Origin of the sequence: Legionella brunensis, from assembly GCF_001467025.1 — a bacterium.
GTDB lineage: Bacteria > Pseudomonadota > Gammaproteobacteria > Legionellales > Legionellaceae > Tatlockia > Tatlockia brunensis.
On record NZ_LNXV01000008.1, the window covers coordinates 174,491 to 195,711 of the forward strand.

The window sequence follows — 21,221 nt, forward strand, 5'->3', positions numbered from 1 at the left end:
AGTGGATTACTTAACAATGATTTCTCCACGCATGCCAAATCCAAATAATGTGTGATGCGTGCAAATATATTTATATCGACCTGGCTTGATAAAGGTATAACTAAAACTTCCGCCAGGGTCTATATCCCCTGAAAAAAAGCCTGCACTTTTGCTTTTAACGGTATGCTCATCTTCACCTTTATTGACCCAAATAACTTTTTGTCCAGCGATAATGGTAAGCGTTTTGGGTGAGAAGTAATCCTCTTTCATGACTACAACTTTTGATGAGGTGGCTCCTTTAGCGATGACAAAGGGTGCAGGGCTTAATAAACAAATGGCAAGTGTTATCAGTAAAGGATAACGATAGCATGATTGACTATTCATAAGAAAAACTCCGTGTAATTTCTTGGAAATGTCTCCCCTTGCTTACAGCTAACTTTTAGAGCAAGGGGGAGAGCTTAATTGAGCATGCTAAGCTTGCGGATACATGTCATTAATCGCGGCAATATCCTTATCACTCAGACGTTCGCGTTGGCCAATTTCAATATCATCTACCAAGGGGATAATAGTTTTTTGACCATTTTTGGAAAAAGCATAGGCGCCGTAATGCATAATTGACTGATAATCATAATCGCCAAAATCTTTACCATCAGTTAAGTGCTGATCAAAATTATATCTATGATCTTCATCAATATTTTCCCAAATTATGCGAATAAAACTTGCTCTATCAGCGCGTGATTGTTCATGCCACAGTCCTAAAGCATGACCAATTTCATGGACGGTATTCATCGTCGTACAGCGGGTTGATAAATTAATTTGCTGGATACCACCCTGCTTTCCTACATAAGAAGAACAGGTTGTTCCTTCAGCGGGGATAAATGAAACGTAATCACGATATTGCCAGCGGTTCTTACTGTTTAACTCAACGAATTTGATATTTGTTTTTTCTTGCCAATGAGCGATGGCCAGCATCACAGAAAGTTTGTTTCTAAAAGGCAAATCTTCAGATATCTCATAAGGCATAATGCCATCTGACCATCTGCTACCTCCCATTTGCAAAGTGATTACGGCATTTTTACGCGATAAATCTGCAGTTTTTGCTAAAATAATGTCTCCTTCGCTCACCGCAAAACCATTCATCTCTTCATAAATAACGGGACGAATACCCAAAAGTGGATCATTAATCAATACTTTTCCCAATGTTGCCGCTACAGAACTTGTAAATGACAAAGCCAAAAAAGAAAAACAGATGGTTCGATACATGATCTCTCCTTGGTAAAGGTTCAAAACTATTCTATCTGAATGAAATTTATTTTGTTAGATGGGGTTGCTTCGATAAATAAAACTAGTGTTTTTAAGGCGCTATTATGTATGATGAAAACATGAAAGGACAGAGCCAATATTGGAAGACAAGGATGCGCGCGTTAGATCCCTATCAACAAACCAGAGAACATTTTACCTCATGGCAAAACCAGCTCCAAGAAAATATCTTATTGCCGAATTCCTGTTTGATGCATACCTATCAAAGCTATTTTTCAGCGGAGCCCGAATTTTTACAGAAGCTAAGCAATTTTTCCAAACAAGTAGCCAATGAATTAGAGCCTATTGTAATGGAAAATAACTTGGATACTAATCTGCCACGAGTGGAAAACTATGATGCCATTGGGCAACGTCGTGACAGGGTTGTTCATCATCCTTCTTATACAATGGCTGGTGATATTATTTATGGCTCGGGTTTAATGCATTATCTGCTTAGACCCGGGCAAATGCGTAAGACCTTAAGTTTATTTTTACTGTCCTCTCATGCTGGTGAAGCAGGGCATAACTGCCCTATTGCCTGTTCAGCAGGTATTATTCGCATTTTAAATAATTACTCTCAATTGAAAGAAACGCCTTATTATCTTAAGAAATTGGTGGAGCCTTCTTTTAGTAATAACTACACAGGGGCGCAGTTTTTAACTGAAATCCAGGGAGGGTCTGACGTAGGCGCTAACGCAACACATGCTTATCAAGATGAGTACCAGCAATGGCGGATTGTAGGAGAGAAATGGTTTTGTTCGAATGCCAATGCAGATTTGATTTTACTGACGGCACGTTATGATGCTCAAATACCTGGAACGAAGGGGCTAGGGTTATTTTTAATCCCAAGTCACTTGGCGGATGGCCAGCAAAATAATTATAAGTTGCGACGTTTAAAGCAAAAAATTGGCACTCGCTCCATGGCAACCGGCGAAATTGATTTTGACGGTGCACTTGCTTACCTCATGGGAGAGATGAATGAAGGGATTCATCTGGTAATGGAAAATGTGTTGCATTTATCACGAGTGTTTAATGCCTTTTCAGTACTTGCTATGTCAAGACGGGCTTGTCAAATTGCTTATTATTATGCTCGTAACCGGCAAGCATTTCAGCATGCAATTTTTGATTACCCATTGGTAAAAGAAACCTTGGCGCAGATTAAAGCGGAAAATACCGCGATGCTGGCAAGTATTTTTAATATGGTTTATCGTCAGGATCAACTTGATAGAACCCCGCCCGCAGAACAAGCTAAAGAGCAACAACTTTTATTACGGACGCTGGCTAATTTAAATAAATATTTTACAGCCAAACGCTCAGTAGAGAATATTCATCATTGCATCGATATTTTGGCAGGAAATGGCACAATTGAAAGCTTCTCATCCCTGCCACGTTTATTACGTGACTGTATTGTTTGTGAGAATTGGGAAGGTACTCATTTCACGCTGTGGATGCAAACATTAAAGGATATCCATAAGTTTAATGTAGATGACATTTTTCTCCACTATCTCTGGCAATTGTTCAATGAAATACCGCAAGATTTTCATTATAAATCGTTGTTTAAGGAGAATATCGAAAATTTAGCCGATAAAATTGGGCGGATGAAAACACTCACCATGGATGAGCAAAGCCTGCAAATCAAGGAGATTATCGAGCATATGGCAACCTTGAATGCGGCTTTGACGTTAGGACTAGAACTTCATAGAGGCAATCCACCTGATGCAAAAAGGGCATCACTGTCCTTATTTGTTGAATCTTATCTAGGAGAAAAACAACGGCGCGATGAAAACTATATAGCACTGCTCAATAAAATTTTGAGCGAAGGGTGATTTAGAGGTTCTGTTGCAAAAATATTTTTGCGATGGAGCCTCATTGTATTTTTAGATTATTGCTAACCTTCAAAGCTAACTTTTAAAATTCAAACTCATTAATGAACGCAATCAAATGCTTCAGAAAGGCCTTAATCTATCCAGTCGCTAAACTGCAATTGTATCGGCTTCTCTTAAATCTTCTTTTCTCTTGGCAAATAAATAACAGATTGCAACAAAAGTTAAATTGAACGGTGCCTTAAAAATATATTCATAAGAATTGAATTCTATTTTAAAACTTAAAAATACTAGGAGGTATGAGTTTTGGAAGAAATAATAGTTGCTCCCTTATAGATCATATAGTATATTATAAGGGATTATTGAAAATTTATAGAACAAAACTATTGTTCTTATCACGAAGAGAATTACTATGGCTATCTATTTGCCGGATCGTTTTAAAAAAGCTCCGTTTAATGGAAATTATTATCAGATTTTTGAAATAAAAATCGATGCCTCACAAGAAGAGATTACAAAAGCTTATAAAAGACTAGCGCTGGTATATCATCCTGACAAAGCCAAGGGAAGTCCTTCGGCTGAGGAAGTTGCGGAGAGAGAGGAGTGTTTTATAGCAATTAAAGAGATTTATGATGTTTTATCTGATCCAAGTTTGAAGAGTTTGTATGATATCGGCGAGCGGAATAACCCGGTTCCTATTGATATGCAATCTGATGTTTCGCAAGCCTTTGTTAGTCTCTCACGAGACATGCTACAGGTCATTAATCCTAATAAACGTGAAATCGAGATTTATGCAACCGTTACACAGGATAATCATCCGGTTTATGTCATTGGTCGAGAAACAATGGCTAAGGGTGAAGGTAATGATATTACCTTTGCTGCCACGTTGGATAATTTACCTTATGTGGAGCAACGAGCTTATAAGGACATGTTAGACTACATAGCAGAACATCTAAATCAATTATATTTAGACCAGGTAGCAAATGCAGAGCATGGAGCCATAATTCCTATTGATAACGCGAAGCTATTACCACCTCTTGCTCAAGGGATAGGAAAAGAAGCGCAAACGGAAACTTTGGATAAGAGTTTTGAGGAGATATTTAAAAAGCGAACTGACCAATTGCGTTTTCCAGTCCAGGTAAAGAAAGAATATGTGGAACTACTGATGCAGCGGATAGCCGAGTTAGATCCTAAACAAGAAAAGGTAAAAAAATGGCTAGAGAATTTTAAAAGATGCTATGAATATGCCGCAGTTTGGAATGCAGATCCTGAAAATAAAAAAAATTATCCTTACGTACAAGCTGAAGTTAAAACAAAAGCACAAGCTTCAAATAAAAAGAAGCAAGAACACAGGCCTGTCGAATTAGGGGTTCATTTTACAATGGACTTCTATGGGAATTATAAGCCAGATATGAAATTGGGCGCTACAGTGACTAAAGTGTTTTCTGGTGCTAAGGATCAATTACAAGAGTTGGCTGGTTTAATGGGAGCCGACGGGGTTGAACCAGCTTATGTTAATAGTGGTTTCGATGACCTTTATGAATTCTTTGTCGCCCAACAACACATCCCTACACTTGACTCTGCAAAGATAAATCATGCAAGAGAAACCATCAATGCAAAATCTAAAATTAATTCTATTGAAGGGAATTTTTGGCGGGGTATTAAAGAAAACAACATTCCACTTTTTAAACAAGCTTGTGAAGAATTACAGGCGAATGAAATTGAAATTCCAAGGGGTTTATTCCACCAGAGATCCCCTATCGCTTATTCATTGGTTCGGGGCGCCTCACTGGATATCATCCAATATTTAGTAGAGACTTTAAAATTGAATCTTCATGCTCCTATTGAACAGGGTAAGTCAACATTGATGCATGAGATGGTGAAGTATGGAAGCCCAGAGATTGTGAGATACTTGTTATCTCAAATGACAAATACCGGTGCAATTGATGCATTATTATGTGCTCAAACGTCAAAGAATGCGCTTATTGAGGGAGAAACTCCACTTCATGCTTGTATTCGACATATTCATATGCCTTTCACGATAATGGATCTCAATACTAAAGAGGAGGTGTTATACGGGGTAGAAGCATTTCAAGAACGATTAGCTGTTTTAGAAATTCTTTTGATGGAGTTAAAAGGCAAGAATTTATCCTTAACGCATCAGAATAAAAAAGGCAAAACGGCAGCAGATTATTTGAAAGAATTAATTAAAGATCCTATTACAAGTGCAGGGAATTATGAATTGGCAACTTTGTATAACAAACTGGTAGAACAAGACATTAAGTTAACAATAGCTACTAAAGGTATGATACCTCTAGGAGGTGTAACTCAAACCCAGGAGAAAGAAGAAGATATTTCATTTAAGTCTGACTCACCAGTTGGCGGCAGTAAAACTGAAACCCAGGAGAAAGAAGAAGATATTTCATTTAAGTCTGACTCACCAGTTGGTGGCAGTAAAACTGAAACCCAGGGGAAAAAAGAAGAAGATATTTCATTTAAGTCTGACTTACCAGTTGAGGGCAGTAAAACTGAAATCCAGGAGAAAAAAGAAGAAGATATTTCTTATCAGTCTAATTCACCAATTGAAGATAATGTAACGCAGCAAAAGAAGTTCAATCAAGTTGAGATGATTGTCCAAAGAATAACCGGTAGTAAGAAACACAAATATGAAAAACAAGAATTACTACTTCAAGAGATCAATAGTCATAAATTATCCGTTGAGGAGTTTAACACTCTCTATAAAAAGGTGAAGAAAATAGCTGATTTAAATGCTCATAGAAACCCTTACCTAGATGGTTTTTTTGGCATCAAAAATACTACCTCATGGCGAAAAACTCTGGAGCAATTTAGAACAGTGGCCCTGGAAAATTTATTTCAGGAATTAAATGATATAACTGATAATCGTATGAAACTTAATTATTTAGCATTAGCAAAAGAGATGCCCTTATTTAAAGAACATCGTAATAACTCTGTTTTTAGTGGAGCATGGGGAAGAACCAGTGCCGTCAAAAAAATAGAGGAGCTAGAAGAAGAAATTCGGTTGTCTGTAGCAAATTCCCCGGTTATCCAACCATAACTAATACAGTGAGATAATGGCTTGTTATTAAGTGATCCTACCCTGATTTGTCGGACCCCCTACTAAGAGAGTAAAATCAAAAGCAGAGGTAGGAAATAAACAATAATAGAGCAGTACTAAAAAGAGTCAAAACAAGATATAGCCCTCAATTTAAAGATCAAGTATCAGAGCGAGTAGTAAAAGAGGGCGTTCCTCAGGTTGCCAAAGAACTTGGCTTAACTGAATCATTGTTGTACTCATGGAGAACGCAGAAGCAACGTGGTGGAGATAGGCTTGAAAATCAAAAACTTCAACAAGCAGAGCTTTCGCGTTTAAAACGAGAAAATGAAAACCTTGCCGAAGAGAATGCTTTCTTAAAAAAGGCGGCCGCCGCGTACTTTGCGAAGGAATCCAAGTAAAGTACGTCCTGATAAAAGAAGGCTCGGATCAATTTTCATTAAGGCTTATGTCCCGTGTCTTATCTGTTTCTGTTAGTGGTTACTATGCCTGGCTTCATCGGAAACCTTCCGCCCGTTTGGAAAGAGATAAAGAGCTATCTAAAAAGATAAAAGCCATTTTGATGATGAGAAATCACGAGCTGGAGTCCCAAGAATCGCTAAACGCTTAAAGAGCGAGTGGCAAAGCATCGTGTTGCTCGAATCATGCGCGAACAGGGTTGGAGAGCGAAAGTAGCTAAGAAGTTTAAAGCAACAACTAATAGTAATCATCAATTACCGGTTGCGCCTAATTTGTTACAGCAAAATTTCTTAGCTCATAAAGCTAATGAAAAGTAGGTAAGTGATATTACCTATTGTTGGACATAGAAAGGTTGGCTTTACCTTGCTGTAGTGATGGATTTGTACTCACGCAAAGTGGTTGGATGGGCACTGTCTGAGCGCATGACAAAACAGTTAGTTATTGATGCGCTACAGATGGCTGTATGGAGTCGTAAGCCTTCTCGGGGCTTTATTATTCATTCCGATCGGGGCAGCCAGTATTGCTCATATGATTATCAAAGGCGTTTAAACCTTCATGGGCTTGTTTGTAGCATGAGTAAACGAGGAGATTGTTACGATAGTGCCGCTATGGAAAGCTGGAACCACAGCTTTAAAGTTGAAGCAATTCATGGGGAAAAATTTGCAACAAGGGCGGCTGCTAAAAATCATATATTCGAGTACATTGAAATTTATTATAATAGGAAGCGACTTGATTCCAGGTTGAGCTATCAATCACCAGAAAACTTTGAAGTCAAATTGGTCGCTTAGTAATGTGTCGGATTTACCGGGGCAAGATCACTGTTCCATTGATGAACTTTTTCACTCCCATTGCTAATAATCATTTTATTGTGCGTTGGCTATACCAACGGACTTTCTACCTAAAATGTGGAAGGACGTTGATGAGAATGGAAAAGTCAGAGCGCATCATTGGGAAATGGGTTTATACTATGCACTTAAGAAAGAAATTAGTGCGGGAGACCTCTATCTTTCTAAAAACTGCAATAACCGCTATTTCTGGGATACGGTTTATGGCGAACTACCATGTGAGCAAGAACGGGAACAGCAGTACTTAAAACTTAAAATCCCTAATAAGTTAGACACCATGCTGGAGGTGCTGACTGGTGAATATCATCAGGTGGCGACCCACGCCCTTAACACACTCCCCACTAATGATTTTGTCACCATTAAAGAAGGTAAGTTTCATTTTACTAGGGACGATGCACTAGTCATTCCTCCTGAGGTAGTCCAGTTACGCAAACTCATGCTCAATAAAATTTTGAGCGAAGGGTGATTTAGATTATCCTTTAACAATCTTTATTGGGGATGGCTATATAAGGCATGAGTGACGCATTACTTACTCTTGCCGAGGTAATTGATAATGATAAAACGTATTGCTGCATACCTTGCTTGTTTGACTTTATTGTTGGGATGTTTATGTACTCATGCAAAAACAATAAAGTTTTCAAATTTAACTTGGGAGACTCGAGAAGGATTTGGCGGTGCAGGTGCAAATAACTGGGCAAGTAAGAATGTATGGGTGGATCCCAATGGTTGGTTACACTTAAAAGTAACTCACGTTAATGGAAAATGGTATTGCGCTGAAATTTTTACTACCACGAAACTGGGTTTTGGACAATATTGGTTTTACACCATTGGCAGGGTGGATAATTTGGATCCTAATGTCGTTTTAGGTTTATTTAATTATCCGACTACAGATGTTGGACCTGATGGTACAAATGAAATTGACATCGAGTTTTCGAAATGGGCTTCAACAAACCCGACAGACTCCAATATTTCTTATACAGTTTGGCCTGCAATACTTACTCCAAATAAAACTGTTTTAGGATCCTCCATAAAATTAAATGGGGATTATTCAACTCATGGTTTCGTGTGGGAGAAAGATAAAGTTTTTTATCAGAGTGGTTTGGGGCATTATGAGGATTATCGTTACCCAATATTTAACTGGCTATTCTCACTTCCCGATTCTAACGAACGTATCCCTCAAAAGCCTCTCCCGATACATATTAATCTTTGGTTGGTAGGTGGAAAGTCACCTACTAATCACCAGGAAGTTGAGTTGGTAATTAAACAGTTTTGTTATGAGTCAATCGATAAAAAGCGCTCTAATTGTAAAAATCGATTCTCAGTTTAATTACCAATTCTATAGGTAAATTATGGGAAAATAGCTATAGTAATTGAGAGAGTTATCCTATTAAGTTAAACGGAATTTTAAAGACAAGAATGAGCAAACAAAGTAAATTATTGATAATAATGTTAATTGTTATATTAGAGACATTATCAACATTGCAATGCTCTCATGCACAACCTCTTGCTGCGCCTTACTGGAAGCAGTATAAAAAAGCTGAGGAATTGCTACAGCAACAAAATTATCTACAAGCTCTAGATATTCTTATTCCTTTAGCAAATGAACAGCCAAATTTTAATGTTTATATGCTTATTGCGGAGTCTTATTTTGGCCAACAAAAACCGGAGCTTGCATTATCTTATTATAAAAAAGCCTATGCTCTTTCCAAAGATAGGGCTCCCGCAGACTACAATAAGCGGGTTTTATTTGGGCTTGCGAAAGCAGAGCTAGCCTTAAAAAATGCGCAAGCTGCACATGACTACTATCAAGACTTGTTAATATTTAATTTATCGGCAAGTGAGCAAAAAACTGTTGAAGATGGCTTAAACAAAAGTAATCAATTACTAAAAAAAGAAGGGTTGAATGAATTAATCCCAAAAGCCCAGGGATATATCGCTCAAGGTGATGGCGCGCAAGCTTATCAGCTGATAGAGCCGCTTTTAAATCAACAGTCATCGATCGTTCATATAGCAGCGGGTGATAGTTTAGCGTTATTAGGAAAACCTAAAGAAGCACTACAGAATTATCAACAAGCGCTCCAATTGGCAAGGTCAGAAAAAAATAGCACCGATGAGAGAGTTGCATTATTTGCAATTGCCAGGATGCAACGGGAGTTAAGGGAGTTTGATGAGGCTAACAAAACCTATACAGAACTATTGAGCATGTCTCTTAATTCGGCTGATCAGCAAATAGTATTCCAAGAGCTACAGCAAATTAAGCAATTGCAAATTGAATCAAAATTACAAGAAATTCGAGGTCTTTTACTAAAAAATAAAAACAGAGAGGCGGCTCAACTTATCGAGCCCTTGTTGAAATACCATTCGTCCTCTGTATACCTGGTTGCTGGTGATATACAGGCAAGTTTGGAGCAGCCACAAAAAGCGATTGATTATTATCAACAAACTTTTCAGTATGCAAAATTGGAAAACAACAATACCTTCCAGCGAATTGCCTTATTTGCTATTGCGCGTATGCGTTTAGCATTGCATGACACGAATGAAGCGCGAAAAATGTATCAGCAACTACTTTTGATGAATTTAAGTGAAATTGATCGAAAAGTTGCAGAGGAGGGGCTAAAACAAACTGAATCTACTCACGAAACTGCTTTTGACCAAGAAATAGAGCGTATCCAATCTCTTATTGAGAGAGAAGAGGGACAAAAAGCGTTAAAATTATTGGCGCCACTTTTGACGACCCACAAAAAAGCTATCGTTTATCTTATGACTGCCCATGCTAAGGCACTCACGGAGCAACCGAATTCCGCATTGAGTTATTATCAACAAGCCTACTCTTTAGCAAAAAACGAGAAAATTGAGGTATTGCAACAGATTTCCTTGTTTGGAATTGCTCGCATGGAGCTTGTATTACGACAACCTGAGGCGGCTATCAAAACGTATTTACAAATTTTGCATTTGAAATTAAATAAACAAGATAGAGCTCTTGCCCAACAAGGATTAAATAAAGCCTATGAGCTACAGAAACAGGTAGCTTATGAAAAATTATTGCAGAGAATCTATGGCCATCTTGATAGTGAGGAAGGATTAAAAGCCTATCAATTAATTCTGCCACTTATTAAGCAATTCAACCAGCCTCTATACTATATGCTTGCAGCAAAAAGTATGATTGTAATGGATCAACCTTATCAAGCATTAAATTATTATAAAAATGCCTACCAGTTAGCACTGCAAAATAGCAATCGTGATGATCAGCGTGAAGCCTTAACGGGTATTGCAACCATGCAAATGTGGTTAGACCAGTATGTACGCGCAACGATAACTTATCGGCTTCTATTAACCTATCCTCTAAATCTACAGGAGTATGAGTTAGCAAAAGCCGGCTTGGTAAAAAGTTATGCTTATCGTGGGAGGGTCTATACGGCCCTTGATGAAATTCCATGGGATATTCAATTTACATCCCCTCATATGGTTATTGCCGCATTACAAGCTACACTTTGGACGGGGCAAGGAGATGTCGCTAATCAACTGTATCTTAAATATCGACCGATTCTCAATCAAATTAAGCCGGGGGAGCATTTATACCGCGATTTAAAAAATATCGAATGGCTATTATGCCTAGAAACTGCCCCTTATCAACTTAAGCCGGAAATTTATTCTTTTAAAGATTCAGAAGATTTTACCATTCAACGGGAGACATTACGTGCTCGGCGATATTGGTCTCAGTCTTGGCAGTCCAAGATAGCGCCAACCTATATAAGATATGCTCAAAGTGGTGTGAAGATTGATGCTAAAACATTGCTTTTTAATCAAACATGGCGTCCATCACGCCATCTTATTTTGGATGGCGAAGTTGCGCCAACCACACTTAATCATTGGAGTCCCGTGTTATGGGGATTTTCCGGCTCTTATATTCCTGACGATATTCTTACTATTAATATATCAGCTCGAGAGGAGTTAATTGAAAGTTTTACGGCGTTGGAGAATGATATTTTCTTCCATTCCTATAACCTTGGTGGTGTTTTACAGCCCTTGCCCTATGTCAACATAATTGCTAACCAATACCAATTTAATTTTAATGATCAGAATACTCGCGATGGCTATTATGTATATGGCTCCGTTACTTTTTGGCCTACGCAGGGCGTTTATGCGGGATATCGAATAAGGGGGTATACAAGCGCATTTCAATCCCCCTTTTATTTTAGTCCGGATAAATATAATGATAAGCTCTATATTTTAGGTATCAGTAATCAGATTGGTGAGACTTGGCGATATTTTGCCGAAGGCGGATATGGCTCACAGTCAATCAAACCTAATCCAGAGGCAGAAACAGGTACGGCGCCATCGTGGTTTTATCGATTTGGATTAAGAGGGCCGATTCGTCGTTGTGTATTTTTTGATATACAGTATGGTAATTATCAACAAGCATCTGCCTTCATAGATGCAGAAGATTATCGCTTTCATGACATTTTAGCTTCACTGACATTCTCCTTTGACTAGGGGCAGTGAAGAATATGCAGGAAATTGAGGATATGTCAGAACAAGAACCCGAGAGAAAAAAAAGACTTCTGACAGTAAAGCAAAAATTTATACTCACTTGTTTTTTGGGAGTAAGTTGGCTTGTTGTCGTTACCTTAATCAATGTGCCATGGATAATCCAACTATCAAATCATATTGCGTTGGTGTTTGCTGCGATTGCCATTACTATTATTGCGATTATCCCAAGTTTTTGGTATGCCTTCACGTTAGTAGGATTTCTCATTGATACACGCCCGGAGCCCAACAAATTCAAGGAGTCCGAATACCCTGGAGTATCTATTTTAGTAGCGGCATATAATGAAGAAGATTGCATTGTTGATACGGTATTTTCTTTAACAAAGCAAGAATATCCGGGTGAAATTGAAATTATCATCATTGATGATGGCTCTACCGATAATACGATGGCGCTTTTAAACGGCATTCGACTGCCGAATTTAGTGGTTTTAGAAGTGCCACATCAAGGAAAAGCAGCTGCATTGAATGCTGGTTTAAATAGGGCAAAGAATAACTTGCTTGTCACAATTGATGCCGATACCTATCTCTTGCCTGATGCGATAAAATGCATCGTAGCGCATTTGATGTCGAGTTTGCCTGACACTGCGGCAGTAGCAGGTAGCGTTTGTGTAAGAAACTCGCGCACTAATATCCTGACCAAAGTTCAAGAATGGAATTATTTTAACGAATTCATTTCACAAAAAAGGATACAAAGCTTGTTCCAAGCAACCTTAGTTGCTCAGGGAGCCTTCTCTGTTTACCGTAAAGATATAGTCGTTGAAGCGGGGGGATGGCCAACAAGCGTTGGTGAGGATATTGTTCTTACATGGGCTATTCTTAAAAAAGGATATCGAACGGGTTTTTGTGAAGCGGCATTTTCATTTACCTTTGTTCCAGCAAGCTACAAAAAATTATTTTTACAAAGGAGTCGTTGGTCGCAGGGTATGTTAGAGGCCCTTTCTGCTCATCCTGAATTATTGTTTCGAAAAAAATTTTCGACATTATTCATTTGGTGGAACTTGCTGATTCCAATTGTTGATTTAGGCTATGGTTTTATATTTATGCCAGGCGTTGTTGCCGCATTTTTTGGCTATTATTTTATTGCTGGGCCAATGACAGTAAGTGTCATTCCGCTAATATTACTAAATAACTTTGTTTTCTTTTGGAGAAATAGAAAAGAATTTCTCAAAAGAAAGTTGTCAGTTAGAAGAAATATGCTGGGCTATATAATTTTTTTATTTCTCTACCAGCCCTTTATTATGGTGCCTGCAGCAATTCATGGTTATTTTTCTTTTTTTCTCGGAAGAAAAAAATGGGGTACGAAAAAGGAATAAGTTTAGGAGGCAAAAATGTTAGGTCGGATGTTTCTGATTATTTTTTTTATTCTCCTTCTATGGGCCATAGCGATGTATTTTATTTGGAACGATAGAATCAAAAATCTGAGTACAAGTAATCCTGATGTAGTCGCACTATCCTTTGACGATAGTCCTGATTCGTCTTCCCCGCCTGATATTGCCACTTATACAATTAAACCAGATACGGTGGCTCTAACTTTTGACGATGGCCCCACTCCACCCTATACCTTGGAAATTATTAAAATATTGAAGGACAATGATGTTAAGGCCACCTTTTTCGTATTAGGAAAAAACGCTGAGCAATATCCAGAATTAGTACGTCAAGCTTATCAAGAGGGTAATGCGATTGCTTGTCATGGCTTAAATCATCTTGACTTAACGAAAGCTACGATGGAGCAGGTAAAAACAGAGGTTCTTGGCTGTAAAAAAATTATCAAGCAAATTATTGGTAAATCCCCGATTTGTTATCGACCTGCATATAATAAAATTACACCAGCTGTACAAAAATACATTGAATCACAAGGCATGGCAATTATAAAAGTAGAAATTGATTCCACTGATTGGCAGTACCTCGATGGCAATACGATTATCAATAATACGCTCAGTCTTATTGAACCTCAGAGTGAAATTACCATGCACGATGGAACCAGTGAATCTGAGGACCGCTCGTCAACAGTAAAGGCTTTACCAGCATTAATTCAGAAAATAAAAACAATGGGATTAGGAATTAGTCGAATATGTTATCCTTAGAACGGCCGCTAACGATATTCAAGCTATGAATTTTTGAAGAGGGGCAATCAGCCAACATTAAGATTTAACGTTGGCTGGTTGAATAAGTTGTAACTAACTATAGACATTACCTACCCATTTTACACCTGCATAAGCGCCTTGCAGGCCAAAGTTAATATTATCGCGATATTCAACGACAGAAAGTAGATCTAAGTCGCTGCGGTGAAGGGGATCAAAATAATTGACTACCATATAACCTACATCAAATGTCAAACTACCCTTACTCGTCATGTAAGTATATTTCCCACCCAGTTTTGCCTCTAGCTCCGGTACAAGAGTAGTATAAGTAGAGTGAACAGGACGAGTTTCATCATTAAACGGTGCATTGTTTGAGTATTTACTATCACCGATTAATAGAGCAGCGGCACCATTACCGTAAATAGCAAAACCCCTGCCTATATCATAGGACATATCGGCACCTACACGTGGGCCTGCTCCTTCAAAAGTATATTTTGAGGTGACTGAAGTCAAGCCATTTAGAAAAGCAAGATCCCCTACTGCACCGGCAATCACTGAGTCCTGGCGTCTCTTGTTATCAAGATCAGCATACTGAACACCTGCATGAAAACGAATATTTTTGTATTCACCAAAATCGACGTGTTGTCCAAATTCAAGATTAACTGCATCCAGTCCTGCACTGCCATAATACCTATCAGTTAGAGTGGCAGTTATTTGTCTAGCTAATCTTCCAACATTCGGCCCTAATCTTAATTTATTGTCATCTCGCCAGTAGGTCCAGTTAAGATTCAAATCATTCCCTGTACTAAAATGATAGGAGCCTTCAAGCCTGAATCCCCACTCGAAATCATTATCGATTTCGCCAAAAATTCTTACCCCACTGCCGCTACCAATGTTCACGGTGCTTAGGGTGTTATTGTTATAAAGTGATTCCAAATAGAGTGCTTGAATTCCTACATCCCAGGCGGTAGTGGGACAGGGTACATTAACACTGCTTGGAGTGCACACAGGGCCCATTGCACCTGAAAATGCAACATTAGAGCCTAAGGCAAAGATTACTAAAGAGGCTTTTTTCAACATACTACTCAACTCCCTTTTTTATTGTATGAGACTATTACTGCTTCTTTCCAGCGGAAGATATAATGCCAGAATCAGTAGGTGGGATGTCAAGGTTAAATTGATCATAACTTAAATCAACGAGGCTGCATGGTTGAGCGCTTAGGTCAGGAAGCAAGGACTCCCTGACTTGTTAAGACGGTTGAATTTTATGGGATGGTTTTTTGGTTATAATTGTTTCGAGTTCCTTCTTCTTGGAGGCCAACTAGTTCGCTCAGACGCCCTTTAAACAAGTTCATGACATTCACAAATGCCTTGGGAGTATGAATGAAATCCCAGGGATTACGTTTATAGGCTAAGGCTTGTGAGATAGAAAAAGTTTCAGGATCATTATCTTTTCTATAATTTAGGAATTCTTTTATCGTGCAGGTAGGGTTTTTCTGCAAATAATTTTGTGCATCAGCGAGTGATGTTTCAAGTTTCTCCGCCTTATATAGAGCTCGGCTAGTTTTGTAGGCTTTAACACGATCTATTTGTTCCTTGATTATATCAAACAAGGCCTCGGCATTTTGAGACGAAGGTTCCCCCTCTTTTACCTTAGATGAAGCTTCGAAAGTTTGTGATTGGGATAGATCTTCTGTGGATTTTTTTTCTTCATTAGAAGAGGTCAATTTGAGAAGGATATCTTTTAGATAATCGAGCCATTTAAAATTTCCTGGCTCTTCGCGTTTACCACTGATTTGTGTTGGTTGATACCCACTGTCTCTGAGTGCCTTAAGCATTGCATTGTAATCACTCTCATCATCATCAAGAACGTAGAAATGAGATATATCGTTTGGTTTATCTTTAAGATCATCTGTAATGGCAAAATATTTGGCTTTGGAGTCAAAGATGGTCAGTCTGCTAATTTCTTCAGGAGTAAATCCTTGATAAGTAAATAATTCACGAATATAGTCGCCACGGTTTCTAGTCACAATTTTAATAGTGATGTCTGGGTTATTTAGTACTTCTTTGAAGAAAGTCACCGCTTGTGGCGTCATTAGAATCTCTGCCCCAGGGCGTGTATAATCGGGTTTAGGGTCACCAAATGTTTCTTTAAATATATTTTGGATTTCATCTGTGCTTACTGGCTGAGCGGCTCCACGTTCTAATTCTTCTTGTGTGGGATGTCCCTTCAAGGGGGTGTACTTATAATTTTGCTGATTGTCTTTTACGTAGCCCTGAAGCAAAGATTGATAAAATGGGCTTTTGACAAGGATTCCTCCTCGTTTTGCAGTCACGGTACCATCAAAATCAGTATAAATTAATATCTTGGGCATGTTTTTAAATTCCTGAGAAGGCATGATAAATATAATATCATGGGATATGTTCAAAAAAATAAAACAAGTAATTTGTTTCTGCTTTATGTTATTTTGATGAACATTGGGGCTAATGTTCTGCGTCTACACTGATAGTCCACTAATAAATTGAAAATATTAATTTTCTGTATGTAGTCAAAATTAGAAAATAGGGCTACATATGACAAAATTCTACTTGTGCAAGGGAATAAGAAATTTGCTATGTAGAACTTACTAAATTTTGTTTTCTATAAGCCATGACCCTTTTATTCATTACTGCATACCAAAGTGGAGGTATCAATGCTAAAAGCATCATGCCAAGATAACCAGAAGGTAGCTGGGGGCTTTCTTCCAGATGTCTTAAAATCTGATAAGGACGGGCGCCATGGGCATGATGGTCAGAATGTCGTTGTAGATGGAAAAGCAAAATATTACTTAGCCAATGATGGGCATTCCAGGCATGGCGGGGTGATACGCGCTCATAATGGCCATTAGACAATAGGTTGCGTTCAAGCCCATAGTGTTCAATGTAATTAACAATCTCTAAAAGAATGAACGCGACAATAGATTGCCCCAGAAAGAATAAAGTCGCTGGTAGTCCGCCATAAAAAAAACAGGCTAAGGCGATAAGAATGGGGATCCCAATGATCCACCAAAATTGATTATGATAACTCCAAAGTGAATAGTCTTTTTGGACTAAACGCTTTTTTTCTAAACGACAGGCTGATTTAAAGGAACCAACGATGCTGCGTGGTAAAAACTGATAAAGGTTTTCTCCAAAACGGGCAGAGGCTGGGTCTTCAGGCGTTGCTACTTTGACGTGATGTCCTCGGACATGTTCGATAAAAAAATGCCCATAGCAAACAGTCGCCAAAAGAAGTTTGCTCATAGTTTGTTGCAAAGAAGTATTTTTATGCATTAATTCATGAGCCAGGTTAATGCCGCCTCCACCTGTAATTAAGCCAACTGAAAGAGTAAGACCTAGCCATTCATACCAGGCTAAGGAGTAATGAGTAATGATAATGATACTACTTAACAACAAGAGCATTTGCACAGGAACATAAAATAGGGTGAGCGCTGTAAAAAAGCGATCTTGTAGTAATTTATTTTCTTGAGCCGGTGTGGGATTGTGGGAGTCAGTGATTAAATAATCTACTAAGGGTATTCCGGCAAAGAGAATCGCCACCGTCATGAAATTGTAAAATCCACCTGCCCAAAAACCGATTAGTGGTAATGGAGCTATCAAATAAAGGAATAAAAAACTTAACTTCTTAAAGAAAGACATGCTATTCCCCATCTCTATATACAATATAGTTGACTAAGAGCATAAGCGCGAGAGGAGGCTTAGTGCAAGAGTGGCTTTGAGAAATTTTTAACCATTGCTCTGTTAAAAAGAGCAATGCAGTCTGGCCAATAAAAATAAGGTAAAGAAATATGGTTGTATTTCAAGGCCGGATGGGTGAGCTTGACTAAAAGCTTAATTTTTTCCTTGTAGCGCTAAAGCAAGTTTATAAAGTTCATTTTTATGGCCTTTAGTTAATAAGGCAGTCAATTTTACTGCCTGCTTAAGAGGTAGTTCCTTCAATAAAATAGTTAAGACCTCTTCTTCCTGCAAATGACTGGTTTCTTGTGGCTTAGGTGGCAGAATGAGAACAAATTCTCCTTTGCTGTGGGCAGCATCCTCTTGTAACCATGCTCTTATGGTACTACCGGAACCATTTAGAAAACGCTCGAAGGCTTTTGTCAGCTCTTTAGCAAGAACAAATTCATAATGTGCACCATAAACAGCAATAATGTCATCGATACATTCATTTATACGGTGTGTTGATTCGTAGAAGATCAAGGTATGTTCGCTATGGGAAAGTGCAGTCAGTTTATTTTTTCTTGCCATCTGTTTGGCAGGTAAGAAGCCGCCAAAGGTAAAACTGTCACAAGGAACACCGGCTGCACTGAGTGCTGTAATGAGGGCACAAGGACCAGGAATTGGCACTACTGGGATTTCTTCTTCACGTGCTAACCGGACTAAAGGAAAGCCTGGGTCGCTAATTAATGGTGTGCCTGCATCACTGATTAAAGCAAATGAACGCCCCTCTTTTAAAGCATCAATGATTTGTTGACTTTTTTCGGCTTCATTGTGGGCGTGTAGGGAGTGTAGAGGCTTTTGAATGCCTAAGGTATTGAGTAATTGCAGGGAGTGGCGAGTATCTTCTGCCAAGATAGTATCCACAGCTTTTAAGGTGTTAAGTGCTCTTAAACTAATATCATCGCGATTACCAATGGGGGTGGCAACGACATAAAGAGTACCATGAATGGTTGCTGAACTTTTTACCATAGTTTATCCTATTGCGTTCCTGCGTTTAGGACCTATCCTCATGTTAGCAAAGTCACTAAAAATAATTTCATTGTTTGTTGCAGCATTATTGCTTTCACAATGTACGAAAGTTGCTGAAAATCAAGCACAACCCCCGCGAGTGAATCAGCAAGTCACTAACCCTTATAGTATGCCGGCATCAGCTTATCTTGCCTTGGCAAAAAATCAGGGTGGCGAAGAGCAGCAGAATCTGTTAATCATGGCTGCTGGGCGACAAATTTACGATGGTCAATGGCGAGAAGGGCTTGATACCCTGTCGCAGACTAGCAATGACTTATCTCCTGTACAATCTTCTGAAAAAAATATCTTGCTTGCCAAAACTGATGTCATTCGCGAGCAGCCAAAAGCCGCGATTGCCAAACTTTCGGGAGTGCGTGACATTAACAGCTTGCCTGTTTTTTATCAAGTTCAATATCACGAGATTTTAGCTGGCGCCTATGAGTCAGTTGGAAATGCTACCGAATCAGTAACTGAGCGTATTAAATTAGAACGATTAATTCCTGATGAGGCGGGCCGAGGCAATAATAGTAAAATTTTGTGGCTAACATTAACTAAACTACCGGTCGCTGAGCTTAATACACTTGCTGTTGAAGCTAAAGAGGGTTCAGATATGCAGGGGTGGATGAAGTTAGCATTAATCGCCAGACAGAGTTCAGGTAATAGTGCTGCCGTTTTGACTCAAGTTGAAGAATGGCAAGGCCAATATCCTTCGCATCCTGCTAATCGCATTTTGCCTTCGCCGCTTTCCGCGGTTAAGCCTTACTTAAACCGTTCTCCGCGACAAATGGCTTTATTGCTACCACTAAGTGGCCCCTTGGCCGGTCCTGGAGGGGCTGTCCGTGATGGATTTATGGCAGCTGCTAATAATTCTGGCGGTCGTGCAGATATTCGTCTTTATGACACCGCCAAAGGGAATGTTTCAGAACTATATCAACAAGCTTTAAATGATGGTGCAGATTATGTCGTTGGCCCTCTAAGTAAAACGGAGGTTGCTAGTGTGGCGGCAATGGAGCATCCCGTACCGACATTATTGTTGAATGATATGGAAACGGAGTTAAGTTCCAATGCGTATCGATTTGGTTTATCTCCTAGTAATGAAGCAAGACAAGTTGCTGTCAAGGCAAGTAAAAGTGGTCATAAACGTGCTTTAATTATTGCTCCTGCAGGACCTTGGGGAGATGAGATTGTCTCTGCGTTCACAGCACAGTGGCGTTCTGCAGGTGGTTCGGTGGCAGATAAACTTAGTTATGCCAATAATAGCGATCTCAATATTGCCATCCGTGCTTTATTGCGTGTTACTGAAAGTCAGGGACGAGAGAAGCAAATCAAGCAGTTGTTAGGACAAAATATTCAGGCCACGCCTAGCCGTCGTCAGGATTTTGATATGATATTTTTGTTAGCCTATCCTTCGAAGGCTCGCCAAATCATGCCCTTACTTAAATATTATTTTGCTGGCAATGTTCCAGTTTATGCAACCTCGACGGTGTATAGCGGCAGCACCAATGCAATGAAAGATAAAGATTTAGATGGCATTATTTTCTGCGATATGCCCTGGATTTTTGAGCATCAAATGGGAAGCAGAAATTGGCCGGAGCAACTAAATAGTTATAACCGGCTTTATGCCTTAGGTATGGATAGCTATGCTTTGGCGACACAATTAAATCAATTAATGCTATTCCCTGCGATGGGTATTCACGATAAAAGTGGCGTCCTTTATTTGAATCGTTCCCAGCAAGTTGCTCGCATTCCAGTTTGGGGACAATTTAAAGGTGGTGTTGCCGTAGCAATGACTGCAAATACGTAAAAAATAATTTTGCCATTCCTAGATAGGCTAGGAATGGCAAAATTATGTCGTCGAAGACAGCTCGCAGTAAAGGAAGGAGATAATGTCCAAAAGTATAGGATTAGCGGCTGAGCTGCGAGCACAAGCTTATTTAATCGCCCAGGGATTAAGCTGGGTTGCGAGTAATTATCATTGTCGTTTTGGCGAAATTGATTTAATTATGCGCGAAGGAAGTTATTTGATATTTGTGGAGGTACGAGCGCGTTCTTCAAACTCATTTGGCGGAGCAGCTGCAAGCGTTACTTATAGAAAGCAGCAAAAAATAATCAAGACGGCCTCTCATTATTTGTTAGTCAATAAATTAACAGAAAAACAGCCTGTTCGCTTTGATGTTTTAAGTTTCGAAGGAGATGCTCTACAAGTCAATTGGATGAAGAATGCATTTGGACTTGATTTTTAAAACGCAAAGTAGCTAGTCACTGCAATTTCAGATGGTTAGTGAAAAGTTACTACTAGGGTCTTTTTACAATCTGCTAGCTTTTTGGCCAAGATAGTAGATTGTAAATGGAC

At 39.0% G+C, this 21,221-nt stretch carries 15 protein-coding genes and 1 pseudogene; 10 read left to right on the forward strand and 6 right to left on the reverse strand.

Annotated elements, in window-relative coordinates; translation table 11 throughout:
* Window positions 1–6: 6 nt before the first annotated feature.
* Window positions 7–363, reverse strand: a complete 357-nt coding sequence (locus tag Lbru_RS05935; RefSeq protein WP_058441261.1) for a cupredoxin domain-containing protein — start codon at window positions 361–363, stop codon at window positions 7–9.
* 87 nt (window positions 364–450) lie between these two features.
* Window positions 451–1,242: a Dot/Icm T4SS effector Zinc-dependent metalloprotease LegP gene (gene legP, locus Lbru_RS05940; protein WP_058441262.1), complete on the reverse strand. Its 792-nt coding sequence runs from the start codon at window positions 1,240–1,242 to the stop codon at window positions 451–453.
* 104 nt (window positions 1,243–1,346) lie between these two features.
* Here legP and Lbru_RS05945 point away from each other — a divergent pair, with 104 nt between their 5' ends.
* The 8 genes and pseudogenes from Lbru_RS05945 (at window position 1,347) to Lbru_RS05985 (ending at window position 14,107) form a co-directional block, all read left to right on the forward strand.
* The gene (locus Lbru_RS05945) at window positions 1,347–3,104 is read left to right on the forward strand and encodes an acyl-CoA dehydrogenase family protein (RefSeq protein ID WP_238583829.1); all 1,758 of its coding nucleotides are present in this window, start codon (window positions 1,347–1,349) and stop codon (window positions 3,102–3,104) included.
* Window positions 3,105–3,513: 409 nt separating this feature from the next.
* Window positions 3,514–6,174: a DnaJ domain-containing protein gene (locus tag Lbru_RS05950; RefSeq protein WP_058441264.1), complete on the forward strand. Its 2,661-nt coding sequence runs from the start codon at window positions 3,514–3,516 to the stop codon at window positions 6,172–6,174.
* A 95-nt stretch (window positions 6,175–6,269) separates the two neighbouring features.
* Window positions 6,270–7,418: pseudogene (locus tag Lbru_RS18045) on the forward strand (IS3 family transposase).
* 115 nt (window positions 7,419–7,533) lie between these two features.
* Window positions 7,534–7,941 carry a hypothetical protein gene (locus Lbru_RS05965; RefSeq protein ID WP_058441266.1) on the forward strand — a complete coding sequence of 136 codons (408 nt, stop codon included), beginning with the start codon at window positions 7,534–7,536 and terminating at the stop codon, window positions 7,939–7,941.
* An 87-nt stretch (window positions 7,942–8,028) separates the two neighbouring features.
* Window positions 8,029–8,802: a glycoside hydrolase family 16 protein gene (locus tag Lbru_RS05970; RefSeq protein WP_058441267.1), complete on the forward strand. Its 774-nt coding sequence runs from the start codon at window positions 8,029–8,031 to the stop codon at window positions 8,800–8,802.
* A 119-nt stretch (window positions 8,803–8,921) separates the two neighbouring features.
* A complete protein-coding gene (locus Lbru_RS05975; protein ID WP_162262391.1) occupies window positions 8,922–11,969 on the forward strand; it encodes a tetratricopeptide repeat protein in 3,048 nt (1,015 codons plus the stop codon).
* A 32-nt stretch (window positions 11,970–12,001) separates the two neighbouring features.
* Window positions 12,002–13,336, forward strand: coding sequence for a glycosyltransferase family 2 protein (locus tag Lbru_RS05980; protein WP_065235433.1), 1,335 nt, complete (start codon window positions 12,002–12,004; stop codon window positions 13,334–13,336).
* Between the two features lie 15 nt (window positions 13,337–13,351).
* A complete protein-coding gene (locus Lbru_RS05985) occupies window positions 13,352–14,107 on the forward strand; it encodes a polysaccharide deacetylase family protein (RefSeq protein ID WP_058441270.1) in 756 nt (251 codons plus the stop codon).
* 93 nt (window positions 14,108–14,200) lie between these two features.
* On the opposite strand, the gene Lbru_RS05990 is transcribed toward Lbru_RS05985, so the two are convergent.
* From Lbru_RS05990 to rsmI, 4 genes are all read right to left on the reverse strand, one after another.
* Complete coding sequence (locus Lbru_RS05990; protein ID WP_058441271.1) at window positions 14,201–15,184, reverse strand: Lpg1974 family pore-forming outer membrane protein; 984 nt, start codon at window positions 15,182–15,184, stop codon at window positions 14,201–14,203.
* Window positions 15,185–15,369: 185 nt separating this feature from the next.
* Complete coding sequence (locus tag Lbru_RS05995) at window positions 15,370–16,479, reverse strand: hypothetical protein (RefSeq protein WP_058441272.1); 1,110 nt, start codon at window positions 16,477–16,479, stop codon at window positions 15,370–15,372.
* Between the two features lie 238 nt (window positions 16,480–16,717).
* Window positions 16,718–17,782 carry an alkane 1-monooxygenase gene (locus Lbru_RS06000; protein WP_058441273.1) on the reverse strand — a complete coding sequence of 355 codons (1,065 nt, stop codon included), beginning with the start codon at window positions 17,780–17,782 and terminating at the stop codon, window positions 16,718–16,720.
* 192 nt (window positions 17,783–17,974) lie between these two features.
* Window positions 17,975–18,829: a 16S rRNA (cytidine(1402)-2'-O)-methyltransferase gene (gene rsmI / locus Lbru_RS06005; protein WP_058441274.1), complete on the reverse strand. Its 855-nt coding sequence runs from the start codon at window positions 18,827–18,829 to the stop codon at window positions 17,975–17,977.
* Here rsmI and Lbru_RS06010 point away from each other — a divergent pair.
* Together Lbru_RS06010 and Lbru_RS06015 are read left to right on the forward strand one after the other, a co-directional pair.
* Window positions 18,807–20,672 (forward strand): penicillin-binding protein activator, encoded by a 1,866-nt coding sequence (locus Lbru_RS06010; protein WP_238583830.1) that lies wholly within the window; start codon window positions 18,807–18,809, stop codon window positions 20,670–20,672. The two genes, rsmI and Lbru_RS06010, sit on opposite strands and share 23 nt — an antisense overlap.
* A gap of 82 nt (window positions 20,673–20,754) precedes the next feature.
* Window positions 20,755–21,111 carry a YraN family protein gene (locus Lbru_RS06015; RefSeq protein WP_058441275.1) on the forward strand — a complete coding sequence of 119 codons (357 nt, stop codon included), beginning with the start codon at window positions 20,755–20,757 and terminating at the stop codon, window positions 21,109–21,111.
* Window positions 21,112–21,221: the final 110 nt, after the last annotated feature.